Annotated in this window: 10 protein-coding genes; 4 read left to right on the top strand and 6 right to left on the bottom strand. The window is 66.0% G+C overall.

The genetic code is table 11. From position 1 onward, the window contains the following. Window positions 1-174: 174 nt before the first annotated feature. The 4 genes from E6A21_RS18440 to mobF all read left to right on the top strand — a co-directional run bounded on the left by E6A21_RS18440 (window position 175) and on the right by mobF (window position 6,465). Entirely contained in the window at window positions 175-582 is a 408-nt protein-coding gene (locus E6A21_RS18440) for a DUF2218 domain-containing protein (protein ID WP_425471556.1), read from the top strand. A 128-nt stretch (window positions 583-710) separates the two neighbouring features. Further along, window positions 711-1,796, top strand: a complete 1,086-nt coding sequence (locus tag E6A21_RS13640) for a tartrate dehydrogenase (RefSeq protein ID WP_138444698.1) — start codon at window positions 711-713, stop codon at window positions 1,794-1,796. Window positions 1,797-1,807: 11 nt separating this feature from the next. Further along, a complete protein-coding gene (locus E6A21_RS13635) occupies window positions 1,808-2,479 on the top strand; it encodes a GntR family transcriptional regulator (RefSeq protein ID WP_246036508.1) in 672 nt (223 codons plus the stop codon). A gap of 440 nt (window positions 2,480-2,919) precedes the next feature. Further along, on the top strand, window positions 2,920-6,465 hold the full coding sequence (gene mobF, locus E6A21_RS13630; protein ID WP_484385947.1) for a MobF family relaxase: 3,546 nt from the start codon (window positions 2,920-2,922) through the stop codon (window positions 6,463-6,465). A gap of 458 nt (window positions 6,466-6,923) precedes the next feature. Here mobF and E6A21_RS13625 read toward each other — a convergent pair whose 3' ends face one another. The 6 genes from E6A21_RS13625 to E6A21_RS13600 form a co-directional block, all read right to left on the bottom strand. After that, entirely contained in the window at window positions 6,924-8,207 is a 1,284-nt protein-coding gene (locus tag E6A21_RS13625) for an ROK family transcriptional regulator (protein ID WP_138444695.1), read from the bottom strand. Window positions 8,208-8,237: 30 nt separating this feature from the next. Continuing rightward, window positions 8,238-9,308 carry a Gfo/Idh/MocA family protein gene (locus tag E6A21_RS13620; RefSeq protein ID WP_171041401.1) on the bottom strand — a complete coding sequence of 357 codons (1,071 nt, stop codon included), beginning with the start codon at window positions 9,306-9,308 and terminating at the stop codon, window positions 8,238-8,240. Between the two features lie 8 nt (window positions 9,309-9,316). Beyond that, on the bottom strand, window positions 9,317-10,174 hold the full coding sequence (locus E6A21_RS13615) for a carbohydrate ABC transporter permease (RefSeq protein ID WP_246036506.1): 858 nt from the start codon (window positions 10,172-10,174) through the stop codon (window positions 9,317-9,319). Continuing rightward, complete coding sequence (locus E6A21_RS13610; RefSeq protein WP_138444693.1) at window positions 10,167-11,177, bottom strand: carbohydrate ABC transporter permease; 1,011 nt, start codon at window positions 11,175-11,177, stop codon at window positions 10,167-10,169. Before E6A21_RS13610 ends, E6A21_RS13615 begins: the two co-directional genes overlap by 8 nt. 95 nt (window positions 11,178-11,272) lie before the next feature. Further along, window positions 11,273-12,553: an ABC transporter substrate-binding protein gene (locus tag E6A21_RS13605; protein WP_171041399.1), complete on the bottom strand. Its 1,281-nt coding sequence runs from the start codon at window positions 12,551-12,553 to the stop codon at window positions 11,273-11,275. 11 nt (window positions 12,554-12,564) lie between these two features. Further along, the gene (locus tag E6A21_RS13600) at window positions 12,565-13,377 is read right to left on the bottom strand and encodes a phytanoyl-CoA dioxygenase family protein (RefSeq protein WP_138444691.1); all 813 of its coding nucleotides are present in this window, start codon (window positions 13,375-13,377) and stop codon (window positions 12,565-12,567) included. Window positions 13,378-13,433 lie beyond the last annotated feature (56 nt).

The raw sequence follows: 13,433 nt of genomic DNA, 5'->3' as shown, positions 1-13,433 counted from the left end.
GGAGAAGTACGGCCCCGAGACCGGCTACGAGTTCCTCGCCAACGAGGGCCCCGTGCCCGTGGAGGCCATCGAGCCCACCGAATTCCTCCGCTTCGTCCTCCACACCTTCTAGAACCCCACAGGCGCGCGGCGCGGAAACCCCCGCGCCGCACCCACCGGATAGCGGGAAGAGATATGAACGCAAAATGCGTCGAGTGGCCAGCCTGTCGGCCGGAAAGACGAATCACGACGACACAGCGCAGTGCAGCTCTGGTGCGAACCACGCGTCCCGCTAGGTGGGGACGCCAACTCGTGACCGACTTGGCGTCCCAGGGATGCGGGGTCTGGTCTGATACGACGGGGCAAGGCTGGATTCAACTCGAGCTGGGCCGGCTCGAACTGCGCTGCTCAAGTGCCGGGCTCTACCGTGCAGTCGAGGGCGATACCTACGCCCTTGATGAGTTCGAGGAAGTGGCTGGCAACCATCTGGCGAGGTTCTCGCCCTGCGGGGCACTCCAAGTTGGCTGGACTCGGCCGGACGGATCCCGAGGGACAGAGCAGGGTCCGCCACTCCCGCCGAACCGTTCGACTGCGCGCATCTAGGACGCAAGGCGCGGCCTCTGAGAAATGCAGAGCGCCAATTGGGACTAATTGGCCGGCGACGTGAGGGTCAGCGGCTGTGCATCCGGGCGAAGCCCCGGGGCGGGATTGCTCGAACAGGAGAGACATACATGAGCGATACCAAGGTTTTCAACATCGCCTCGATCCCCGGGGACGGTATCGGCAAGGAAGTCGTCGCCGCGGGCCGCCTGGTGCTGGATGCGCTCGCCGCGCAGTCCAACGGCAAGTTCGCCTTCGAGTGGACCGAATTCCCGTGGGGCTCGGACTACTACGCAAAGCACGGCGAGATGATGCCCACGGAGGGCCTCGACGCGCTCAAGGACTTCGACGCGATCTACTTCGGCGCGGTCGGCTGGGAGAACGTCCCCGACCACGTGAGCCTGTGGGGCCTCCGCCTGAACATTACCCAGAATTTCGACCAGTGGGCCAACATCCGCCCGGTCAGGTTCCTCCCCGGCGTCGAGTCCCCGCTCCGCAAGGCCGACTCGGCCGAGCTTGACTGGATCGTCGTGCGCGAGAACAGCGAGGGCGAGTACGCAGGCCTCGGCGGCCGCAACCTCAGCGGCCGCGGCCCCGGCAACGAGGTCGCGCTCCAGACGGCGCTCTTCACCGAGAAGGGCTGCGAGCGCATCATGCGCTTCGCGTTCGACCTGGCCCGCACCCGCACGGTCAAGAGGGTCTCGAGCGTCACGAAGTCCAACGCCCAGCAGTACGGCATGGTCCTGTGGGATGAGGTGTTCAAGCGCGTCGCTGTGGATTACCCGGACGTGCAGACCGAGAGCGTGCTCGTCGACGCGATGAGCGCGAAGTTCATCCTCAAGCCCGAGGATCTCTCCGTCGTCGTCGCCTCCAACCTCAACGCGGACATCCTCTCCGACCTCGGCTCCGCACTCGCCGGCAGCCTCGGCCTTGCCGCGAGCGCCAACCTCAACCCCGAGCACCGCTTCCCGAGCATGTTCGAGCCGGTCCACGGTTCGGCCCCTGACATCGCCGGCCAAGGTATCAGCAACCCGATCGGCGCGATCGCGAGCGCGGCCCTCATGCTGGACCACTTCGGGCTGCACGAAGAGGCGCGCTGGATCGAGGCGGCCATCGAGAGCGCGACCGCGGCTGGTCACCTCACGCGCGACGTCGGCGGGACGGCGACGACAGCGGAGGTCACGGAGGCGATCGCTACGACGCTGAGCACGCCATGAAGAATCGTCAGGTGCTCCAGCCCATCACCCAAGAGTCCACTCCATCCCTCATTGCCGCCCAGCTGAGGAGGCATATCTCGAACGGAACCCTCGCTCCTGGCGCCCAACTCGTGGAAATGGACATTGCGAGGGAGCTTGGCGTTAGCAGGGGGCCTGTACGCGAGGCGATCCAGCGCCTGACCCAGGAAGGCATCCTGGTGAGCATCCGCAACAAAGGGGTCTTCGTAGCCGAGTTTGGCGAGGACGACCTTCGTGATGTCTACGAGGCTCGGACGGCAATCGAGAAGGCTGCCGCGGGAATGCTCCTCTCCGGTGACTATTTCCATGGTGGGGAGGAGTTACTGGGTTGCGTGGCGCGGATGGAGGAGGCTCGAGTCTCAGGTGATCCCGCGGCGATGACAAAGGCTGACCGCGCTTTCCACGAACGGCTTGTCGAGATGGCTGGAAGCCCGAGGCTTTCCAGAATGCACACAACCTTGCTCGCCGAGACGCGAATGTGCCTCAACCGGTTTGACGGTCGATACGAAGACGAGTCTGTTCGCGTCGTCGAGCATCGCGGCCTTGCCGAGGCCCTTCGCGAGGGGAAGCGCGATCTGGTAGCAGAACGCTTGGATGCGCATAAGGTTGATGCGCTAGCACGGCTCCTTCCCGTCGATCAGAGGAGCGTCGAGGCGGCTTCGTAACAGCGAAGCTTGCGCATGCAGCGGTACAGGTTTTTTCGGCAACCCCTCTTGATCCAAGTTGGACTCTCGGCCTTCGGTTGCCTACGGCGCCTAGCTAGGACGGCCACCAGGCCGGCACGCCATCGAGCACAGTCAGTCGGCGATCTTGAGGGTGCTCGCCCTCCGCCTTGCCCCGATCTGCACCGCCCAGTGGGCCAGGATCAGTCCGGCCTGGCGTCTCATCCGTCGGTTCCGTGCTGTCCGTCCGAGTCCGCTAGCCGGAGATCTTCGGATCCGTCGCACCTGCCGACACAGCAGTGAGCGTCGGCCCGAGTGCGGTATGCAGCTATCCGAGGATCTCCGGCATGACCAGCCACGTGCCACGCGTCTGGCAGATCGAGGGTTCTCCTGTGCACCTGACCTGATGAACCAGGTCTGGGGGCGGGCGCGTGACGGTGTCGATGCGGTTGATGTCGGCGGGAGAGGGCTACAAGTACCTCCTGCGGACCGTCGCTGCCGCTGACGGCAACCGGCCGCTCTCGACACCCCTGACCCGGTACTACAGCGCCGAAGGAACCCCGCCCGGACGCTGGCTCGGCTCCGGCGTCACCGCCCTCGGCGGGGGGCGGCTTCGCGAAGGTGACAAGGTTTCCGAGGCGCAGCTTCAGCTCTTGATCGGGATGGGCCGGGACCCGCTGAGCGGGGATCCGCTGGGCCGCGCGTACCCGGTGTATGCCACCCGTGCCGAGCGGATCGAGAAGCGCACGGAGGCGCTCGGCCCGGACCTGACCGACGGCGAACGGGAGGCGGCGGTCGCGCAGATCGCTGCGGAGGAGGCTGCGGCGCCGTCGCGGCGTGCGGTGGCGGGGTATGACTTCACGTTCTCGATCCCGAAGTCCGCGTCCGTATTGTGGGCGGTCGCCGATGCCGGGATGCAGGAGAGGATCGCGGCGGCGCATCATGCGGCGGTTGCCGAGGTGGTTGCGTACATGGAGCGTGATGTTGCAGCCACGCGCGCGGGTGCAACCGGCCGCAATGGTGCCGTTGCCCAGGTCGATGTCACCGGCCTGATCGCGGCCGCGTATGACCACTTCGACTCCCGAGCTAGAGATCCGCACCTGCACACGCACGTCGTCATCTCCAACAAGGTGCAGACTGTGCTCGATGGCAAGTGGCGCAGCCTCGACTCCCGCCCGATGCACGCGGCGACCGTTGCGCTCTCCGAACTCCACGAAGCCGTTTTCGCCGATCTCCTCACCCGCGCCCTCGGGGTCGGGTGGGAGGTCCGCGATCGCGGCCGCGACCGAAACCCCGTCTGGGCCATCACCGGCGTCCCCGAGCAGCTCGTGGGAGAGTTCTCCACCCGCGCGCGGCATATCGAGGTGGAGAAGGACCGGCTGATCGCGGAGTACGTGGCGCGGCACGGCCGGCAGCCCTCGGACACCACGGTCATCAAGCTCCGCGCGCAGGCCACCCTGGCCACCCGCCCGGAGAAGGAGGTCCGCTCGCTCGCGGACCTGACCGCCGAGTGGCGGCAGCGCGCCAGCAGCATGCTGGGGGCGGACGCAACCGAGTGGGCGCGCACCGTCACCGCGAACGGGGAGCCTCTGCTGCTGCGCGCCGACGACGTGCCTCTGGAGGTGATCGCCTCGCTCGGTGCGAGCGTGGTGGAGGCGGTGGGGGAGAAGAGGTCGACGTGGCGGCGGTGGAACCTCACGGCGGAGGCGGCACGGCAGACGATGGGCTACCGGTTCGCCTCCACCGAGGACCGGGAGGCCATCGTCGGCCTGGTCGTGGATGCCGCCGAGGCCGCCTCGCTGCGTTTGACGCCGCCCGAGCTCGCCTCCAGCCCTGCGGTGTTCCAGCGCGCGGACGGCACTTCGGTGTTCCGGCCGAAGCACTCCACGGTGTTCTCCTCCGAGCTGCTGCTGGCTGCCGAAGACCGCCTCCTCGAGCGCGCCCGCACCGCCACCGGCCCGACCGTCTCGCTGGCGACACTCGAGAAGATTATCGCCGGGCCTGACCGGGAGGGCCGGATGCTCGGGGGCGACCAGGCTGCGGCGCTGGCCAAGGTCGCCGCCTCCGGTGGGCAGGTCGATGTCCTCGTCGGCCCCGCCGGGGCCGGGAAGACCACCGCGATGAGCGCCCTGCGGCGGGCGTGGGAGGCCGAGAACGGGGCCGGCTCGGTCGTCGGGCTCGCCCCCTCCTCCGCAGCCGCGCAGGTCCTCGCCGAAGACCTCGGCATCGACACGGAGAACACCGCCAAGTGGTGGGACACCCACGAGCGCACCGGGCAGTCGTTCCGCGAGGGCCAGCTCGTCATCCTCGACGAGGCCTCCCTCGCCGGAACGCTCTCGCTCGACCGCATCACCGGCCTGGCCGCCGCGGCGGGGGCGAAGGTGCTCCTGGTGGGCGACCACGCCCAGCTGCAGTCCGTCGACGCCGGCGGAGCGTTCTCCCTGCTCGTGCACGACCGCGACGACGCCCCAGAGCTCGTGGACGTGCACCGCTTCGCCAACGAGTGGGAAAAGGCCGCCTCCCTCGGCCTCCGCCACGGGCGCACCGAAGTCATCGACGCCTACATAGAGCATGGCCGTGTCCTCGAGGGGGAGACGGAGGCGATGACGGATGCCGCGTACACCGCCTGGCGCGCCGACCAGCTCGCAGGACGGGCCACCGTCCTGGTCGCTGACTCGAACGAGGCAGTCACCACGCTGAACGAGCGGGCGCGCACCGACCTGATCCTCGACGGCACCGTGCACGGGCCACGCGAGGTCGAACTCCACGACGGCATCCGCGCCGCGGCCGGCGATACGGTCATCACCCGCCGCAACAACCGCCGCCTGCGCGACGGCCGCTCCTGGGTCCGCAACGGCGACAGATGGACGATCACCGACGTCAGGGAGGACGGCTCCCTCACCCTCCGCCGAGCCGCGCACAAGCGAGGAGGCACCGTCGTGCTCCCATCCGACTATGCAACAGAACACCTGGACCTCGGCTACGCCGTCACCTCCTACCGCGCCCAGGGAATCACGGTCGACACCTCACACCTCCTGGTCGACGCGAGCATGACCAGAGAGAACCTGTACGTCGCCCTGACCCGGGGCAGGGAGTCGAACACGGCCTACGTCGCCACCGACAATCTCGACAATGAACACGAGGGGCCGCACGCCGGCGACAACACCGAGGCCACCGGCCGCAGCGTCCTGTACGGGGTGCTGCAGCACGTCGGCGCCGAGCTCTCCGCCCACGAGACGATCACCGCCGAGCAGGACGCCTGGGGCTCGATCGCCCAGCTCGCCGCCGAGTACGAGACCCTCGCAGCAGCCGCGCAACACGACCGCTGGGCCGCCCTCATCCGAGCCTCCGGCCTCACCGAAGAACAGGCCGACGACGCAATCAGATCCGATGCGTTCGGGGCACTCACCGCAGAGCTGCGGCGCGCCGAAGCCAGCCACCACGATGTCGATGCCCTGCTGCCGCGCCTGGTCGGGGCGCGTGGGTTCAACGATGCCGATGACGTCGCCGCCGTCCTCCACCACCGCCTCGCCCGGGCCACCGCCCGGCCAGCAGGCTCCGGGCGTACGCGCAAGGCACCGCGGCTGATCGCTGGTCTCATCCCCGAAGCGACCGGCAGCATGAGTCCCGAGATGAGGCAGGCACTCCACGAGCGCCGCGACCTCATCGAAGCCCGCGCAGACGCCCTCCTCGACCAAGCCCTCAACGATGGCGAGAGCTGGACGGCCGCCCTCGGCACCCCGCCCCGGGACGAACGGACGACGATGAACTGGCGGCTCCTCGCCCGAACTGTCGCCGCCTACCGCGACCGATACGGGATCGCCGCACGCACACCCCTCGGGACATCTGCAGAAACCGAGGCGCAGAGGACCGACGCCTCCCGAGCCCGCGCAGCCCTGGACCGAGCCACCGCATTGAGCCGAAGCCATGAGCCGCGGCCGGAACCGACGCACCGCCCCAGTCAGGCACGCTCCAGCCTTGGCCTGTGACATCAGCGGTTCCCGACAACTGATGCTGTCCTCCCAAGATCCGAACCCGCGTTGCGACTCATCAAATACCCATCTCAATCGCCCGGGACGGACCGCCAACGACCGGGTAGACTCGGACCACGCGAACCGCCCGGTTCCCTGTCAACACAAGGGAATCCGCGATTTCCCGAGACGATCGGTCAGTCCCCGAAATGGCCCGGACCCTCCAGAGGGTCGCCGGTTCGAATCCGGCAGGGGGCTCCACAACCCCTCTCCGACCTGCGAAAACGCAGATTTGAGAGGGGTTTTTCGTCGACGGTGTGGCTCTGGCTGCGGGCGGCATAAGGCGTCGTCCCGTTTCGACGCGCTCACGAACAGGCTGTCTTCCTCCAAGGTGGAAGACTCAATTGTGGCAACCGCAACCTCCCGGTCCGCTGCGAGTCGAAGTCTGCGCCGCCTCGTCGGACGACCACTGCTGCTTAGCGTTCCGCGACCTCCTCGACCAGGCCTTCCTGAGATGGCATCCCGGTAGCACGAGCGAAGCTGGAGTCGAGCAGGCCGATTGCCGCGCCCGCGGCTGCCGCTTCATTTCCTTGTCCGAGCACCGTCATTCGAACCGCAAAAGTGGGCCGCGCTCCAGCTGAGGCGAACCGGTCCGAGACGGCATGTGCGGCGTCGAGGAATGCATCCTCTAGGCTCGCGAAACCGTCGCCGCTGAAAACGATGAGGTCGAGATCGAGCAGTGTCGCCATGGTGGCGCTGGCAGCTGCGACGTCTTGAGCGACCTTGGCCATCAGCGCCGCCGCGAAGGCGTGTCCGCTCCGCGCACTGGCATAAACACGTTCGATGTCCGCGGCCGTTCCCGGGCCCTTCGGGCTCACACCGACCGCCAGCTCCGGTGAGCTCCGGTCGTATGACCGAACACGGTCGATGATCGCCGGAGGTGCTGCGTACAGTTCAAGGCAACCGCGGTTTCCGCAGTAGCACTCCGGGCCATCAACGTTGATCGACAGGTGAGCTATCGCGCCCGCGTACGAGTTCCTTCCGAGCACGAGCTGGCGGTCAGCGAAGATGCCGGAGCCGAGCCCTGACTGGCCGAGATAGATGCACGCGAAGTTGCCCGACGCCCGGGCGTCCGGGCTGATGCTGAACTCACCGCTCGCTACAGCGTTTGCATCGTTCTGCATCATCACGGACATACGAAGCCGTTCGGACACCTGGTCGCCCACCTCTGCGCTGAGCCACTGATCGGCATAGGGGCCAGCCACGGCTGGACCCGCCATGGATCGGTCGTGGGGCCCTTGTCCGGCGATTCCGATGCCGACGATGCGGTCGGCGGGAACATCTGAATCAGCTATGAGGGCATTCACGCCGGCGACTATGGCGTCCACGATGGAGACGACGCCCTGGCCGGATTCAGCGGGCTCGATCCTGTGCACGATGGTGCCGCGGAGGTTCACGATCGCGAAGTACGTCTTATGCAGATCTACCGACACGCCGATCGCATATGCGGCGTCCTCCCGTATCCGAAAGAGCGTCCGCGGCTTGCCGCCGGTGTTGCCCGAGCTTCCGGCTTCTTCGATGAGCCCTTCTGCCAGCAAGCTGCGCACCAGGTTCGTCATCGCGGCGACCGTGAGTCCCATCTGCCTGGCCAGCTCGACCCTGCTGAGCGTCCCGTTCACACGGATGAGCCGCAATGCCAGCGCGCGACTTCCATCGGCACTTCGAAGATTTCTATCCACCCGGCAGTTCCTCCGGCGCATGAGGGCGCCTTTCGAGTAGTCGTCCCCTGTTTAGCACTGGCCGACTCTACTGCACTGTTCCCGCTTCCGGCACGACGCCGCACGTACGGAGAAAGGTGCGATGGGGCGCACCGGGTCGGAGACTTGGATGGCGGCGGCGGCCTCCGCTGCGCGGTAGGCTGCGGACACCAGAGCCACAACCCGGACCGACTGAGCCAAGTTGTCCTCCCCGTCGCGGCCTTCGTCGATCGAGTCCAGGAAGGCGGCGATGGGCCGCTGCCAGGGATCGAGCGACGGTTGGGCGACCCAGTGGGGTGCGTCGTTGAGGCGCACACGCACCGTCAGGTCTTCGGAAGAGACCACTGCCGAGCCCTTGGAACCGTGAATCGAGGCCCATCTCGCGTCGTCGGGCGCCGCGCTCAGGCTCGTCTCAAGCACGCTGACCGAGTCATCCGGGTACTCGAGCAGCACAACCGCGTCGTCTTCGACGCCACGGCCGGTGTGGTGTGCTGTACGACAGGTGACCCTCGACGGGAAGGCGGAATGGAAGAGCTGGCTCAGATAGAAACCGTGAACGCCCAAGTCGATAAGTGCCCCTCCGCCTGCCTCCGATGGTGAAAAGAATCCATCATGCAGCCACCCGTCGACGGCTCCGGCGTGCTGGAAGCGGAACCGGGTCGAGACGATGCGGCCGAGAACCCCAGAGGCGACAACCTCGTGCAGAGTGCGGACCCATGGTTCGGCAAGGCGCTGGAATGACACGAACAGAAGTCGCCGGGCTCGCCGAGCGGTCTGCTGCAGTGCCTGAGCATCGGCCAGATCGATAGCGAGCACCTTCTCCGAAAAGACGTGCTTTCCCGCCTCGAGGGCTCGGGTGATGACATCCACGTGATCGGCAGTCGCGGTCGTGACGACCACGGCATCGACCGACGGATCCTGCAGCATCTCCTCGAATTCGGGGACCGTCCGCAGCCCGTGAGACTGCGCGAACGCTGCAGCGGCCGCTTCGTCCCTGTCCCAGACGCCGTGAATCTCGACATCGGGGCGCTCGAGCAGCTCGGTCACGTAGTCCTCCGCATGGACATGCCACACGCCCACGATTCCGACCCGGTGCATTTTCATGATCTGATTCATCCTTTCACTGACCCGGTGCTGAGTCCGCCGACCACCCAGCGCCGGAGCGCGATGACAAGCACCAGGATGGGCAGCAGCGCTACGAGGGAGGCCGCGAAGATCGTTCCGTAGGGGAGCTGGAAGGCGCCGCCGAACAGCGCGATTCCGACCGGCGCAGTCTGGTATGTGGGGTTGGAATTGAAGCTGAGTGCCATCAGGAACTCCTGCCAGCATGCAACGAAGGTCAGAACTGCGGCGACGAAGATCCCGGGAAGCGCCTGCGGAACGATGATCTGCACGATCGTCCGCATTGTGGAGGCACCGTCGACCTCGGCCGCTTCCTCCATCTGGTGGGAAATGGAGAGCAGCGAGTTGCGCATCGTCCAGATCGCGAGCGGGAGGTTGAAGGCGACGTACGGCAGGACGAGCGCTTCGTAGCTGTTGAGCCAACCGAGTGCACGAAGAGAGACGTACAGAGGCGGAATCGTGGCGATGACCGGGAAGACCGAGATGACGAGCAATCCTGTCAGGGTGGCAGCGCGCCCTCGCATTGAGGTGCGGGAGAGCCCGTATGCCGCGGGCAGCCCCAGGCACACCACGATGACCGTGCTCAGGATGCCGACGATGACGCTGTTCATGAGGAACGACCCGAAGTCGCTCGGTCCGAATGCGGCGTCGAAGTTCGCTAGGGTCGCCGGGATGGGAAGCAGCTCGGGAGGGAAGTCTCCGAGGGCGCTTACCGGCTTGAACGCTGAGATTGCCAACCAGAGAACGGGCACCATAAAGATCACGGCGATGGCAATGCCGACGGTGTTGGCCGCAAGCCCCTCTCTGGTTCGCGCGCGCCGTCGTGACGTCGGGAAGTGACTAGTCAACGGAATCCTCCACTCGAAATGCCCGCAGGAAGAGCACAGCGAAGATGATCACGACCAGCGTCGTGATGCATGAGATGGCCGCGCCGTAACCGATGTTGAGGTCCTGGAAGAGCGCGTTGTACGTGAGCATGGCGATCGATTGTGTGGCGTGGCCGGGACCGCCGTTCGTGAGCACGAAGGGCAGGTCGAAGATTCCGAACGCCTGGAGAACCCGGAAGACGACCGCGGTGATGATCGACTGCCGTATGAGCGGGATGGTGATGTGCGTGAGGATGCGCCCGCTGCCGGCACCGTCGAGTCTCGCCGCGGCATACAGTTCCCTGTCGATCGTTCGCAGGCCGCCGAAGAGGATGAGAGCGACGAAAGGAACCGTCTTCCACGAGTCTGCGACCAGCAAGGCGACGAATGCCCCCGCCGGATTGCTCAGGAAGCTCACGGGTGCGGACACGATGTGCGTGACGACCAGCAGGTAATTGGCGAGGCCGTAGACACCATTGAAGATGTACGACCAAAGCTGTCCGGAGACCACTGTGATCATCGCCCACGGCACCAGGAGCAATCCGAGCACGATGCCCGTGCCCTTGGTCATTCGGTCGATCACCAGCGCGACGCCGAGGCCCAGCAGCATCTCGACCGAGACGCTGATGACCGTGTACAGGGCGGTGAATCCGAGCGCCGCCCAGACCGTGGGGCTTCTCAGCGCCGTTGCATAGTTGCCGACGCCGATGAAGGTGTAGTCGAACCCGTCGGCGCCCGCGTCGACACGGCAGAGGCTGAGGTAGATCGAGAAGGCGATCGGCACGACCGTGATGAGGGCGACAACGGCGAGGGCCGGACTGCTGAGCAGCACCCCCCGCCGGCGAGACCGGGCAGTCCGGCGCAGCGTTCCCGAGCGGGGTGCCGATCCCGATCCCGATCCGATGAGGGACGCGCCATTCGAGTTTGTGCTCGCTTGGTTCCCATCGTCCACTAAGAGGGACGCGCCATTCGCGTGTCTGCTCATTTGGTTCCCATCTCCATTGATTGGAAGGTTCTGGCGAGTCGCAGCCGCCCCGGACGGATGCCCGGCTCGCGGCTGCGACTCGTTGTTTTGCTCGTCTACTGCGAGCCGAGAGCGCTTGCGACTTGGCTGTCAGCTGCCGAGAGCGCCTGACTTTCGCTCGCGTTGCCGCTGAGGGCGGAATTGACGTTCTGGAATACGGCGCGGGATACCTGAGAGTACGCGGGCGTGCCCACCGGGCGACCGACGATCTTCAGTTTGGCCAGCACCTGACCCACAGGACCCACTTCCTGCTGGGCCTGCGGGGTCTGCGCCTGCACGTTCGCTGGCAGGACCTTCCCAACAGAGGCGAACATGCTTTGCGCGTCCGTGTCGGTAAGCCAGGTGAGGAATTCCACATCCTGCTTGACGTACTTCGAGTGCGGGTTGATGAACATGCCGCCGCCGCCGTTGGTCGACGCGCCCGGTTCGGGCTGGCCAGCGAAAGTGGGAAGGGGGGCCATTCCCACCTTGCCGACGACCTTGGACTGGGACGGGTCCTGGGTGATCGCCCAGGCGTAGGACCAGTTCCGCATGAAGAGTGCATTGCCCGCCGTGAAGTCGTTCAGAGACTGCGGCTCCTGGAAGGTCGGGGTGGCATTCGGGCTGACACCGCTGGCGATGGTCCCCTTCAGGAAGTCAAGGGCCTTCGTCCCCGCCGCAGTGTTCAACGTGGCCTTGGTGTAGTCGCCGGAGACAATGCTGCCCCCAGCGTCGGCGACGAGTTCACTGTAGACGCAGGTGAGCCCTTCGTACCCTGCGCCCTGCCAGGTGTACCCGTCCTTCACAGCACCGGTGGCCTGGATCTTCTTGGCGTCCGCGACGAGTTCTTCCCAAGTGGTCGGGACTGGCAGTCCAGCCTGCTCGAGGAGATCCTTGCGATAGTACATGAATGCCGCCTCCGTCCAGGACGGGACGCTGTACGACTCGCCGTTGTACTGAGCCAGCTTGACCGCGCCGGGCGAGAAGCGATTCCAGAAGCTTGCCGGGAATTCCTTGGTCAGATCGAGGGCTAGTCCCGCCTTTGCGAACTGGGCGGGCCAGGTGACGTCGCCTTCATACACGTCGGGGGTGGCCGAGCCGCTGCCGAGTTCGGTCGAGAGCGTGCCGCGAACTGTGTCTACATTCGTCGGCCCGACCGTGAGGTTCACCTTGATGTTCGGGTGGCTCTTGTTGAACGCTGCGACCAAATCCTGCCAGATGGAGGTGCTGTTCAGCGGCTGCACGTACCAGTTGATCGTGACCTGCTGGCCACTGCTGCTGTCGTTCGCGGCGGAGCACCCGACCGCGCCGAGGCCGACCGCGACTGCGGCGGCGGCTGCCAGGAGGGGTCGTCGCAATGAGTGGAGGTTCACCGGAGAACCGCCTTGCGGAAGACGTGCTTGACCTCGGACGAGAGCCCCTCGAACTCGGCACTGTCGATCTCGACGACGCCGTGGTTGTACCAGGGACGGTTGTAGACCAGAGCCATCATCGGCCGCGGCTCGTTCGATCGGTTTGGTGTACCGCGATGCCACATCCGGATGTCCCGGATGACGACGGAGCCTGCCGGGGTGATCACCTGCTTGGGTGACATCTCTTCCTCGGTGAAGCGTCCGAGCGGGGATTCCCGAAGCTCCTGGATTCGGGTGAAGTCCGGAACCGGGACGACCCGCGGATCACCGACAAGATGCGTGCCGTACGGCCAGATCTCCGTCGGCCCGTTGTCCGGGCGGAAGTCAACAAGGGGGATGTTCACCACGTAGCAGAACGGCGGCAGGCTGAGGTTATCCTCGGGGAAGAGCGGGGGGACGTCGGAGTGCGCCTGCTGGTACTGGGACCCGGAGAGCGCCGTATCCGAGGCGAAGAACGAGCAGATCACGTCCTCACCGAGGATCGACCGAATCACCTGCAAGATGATCGGGTTCGCCACAAGCGTCGTGCTCGCGAACGGCTCCTCGAACGGCAAGGGCATCCCGTACCTGCTCGCGCCCCGGTTGGGGTCCGTCTTTTCGACATACGCGTCGAGCAGCTCCGAAAACCGCGACTTCAGGGCGCTGAGCTGATCGGCATCGAACACGTCCTCGATGACGACGTAACCCTTGATCTTCAGGTTCATCTGAGCTGAAAGCAGGTTCTCCGGAGTGAGCTCCCCAGTCTTCCACTCAGCACTTGTGACCTTCATCTAGTACCTCCTCGTCTAGTTCGCGGGGTCTTCGCCCCACTGAGAACCCTTTCTAC

The organism is Sinomonas susongensis (genome assembly GCF_005877005.1).
In the GTDB taxonomy this organism is placed as follows: Bacteria; Actinomycetota; Actinomycetes; order Actinomycetales; family Micrococcaceae; genus Sinomonas; species Sinomonas susongensis.
The sequence above is the reverse complement of the archived record's forward strand: the minus strand, read 5'-3'. Positions and strand labels throughout refer to the sequence as shown.

Coding starts and splice junctions, on each gene's coding strand:
- mobF (WP_484385947.1), top strand. CDS start 2,920: ATGCGGTTGATGTCGGCGGGAGAGGGCTACAAGTACCTCCTGCGGACC.
- E6A21_RS13640 (WP_138444698.1), top strand. CDS start 711: ATGAGCGATACCAAGGTTTTCAACATCGCCTCGATCCCCGGGGACGGT.
- E6A21_RS13610 (WP_138444693.1), bottom strand. CDS start 11,177: ATGAGCAGACACGCGAATGGCGCGTCCCTCTTAGTGGACGATGGGAAC.
- E6A21_RS13620 (WP_171041401.1), bottom strand. CDS start 9,308: ATGAAAATGCACCGGGTCGGAATCGTGGGCGTGTGGCATGTCCATGCG.
- E6A21_RS13600 (WP_138444691.1), bottom strand. CDS start 13,377: ATGAAGGTCACAAGTGCTGAGTGGAAGACTGGGGAGCTCACTCCGGAG.
- E6A21_RS18440 (WP_425471556.1), top strand. CDS start 175: ATGAACGCAAAATGCGTCGAGTGGCCAGCCTGTCGGCCGGAAAGACGA.
- E6A21_RS13625 (WP_138444695.1), bottom strand. CDS start 8,207: ATGCGCCGGAGGAACTGCCGGGTGGATAGAAATCTTCGAAGTGCCGAT.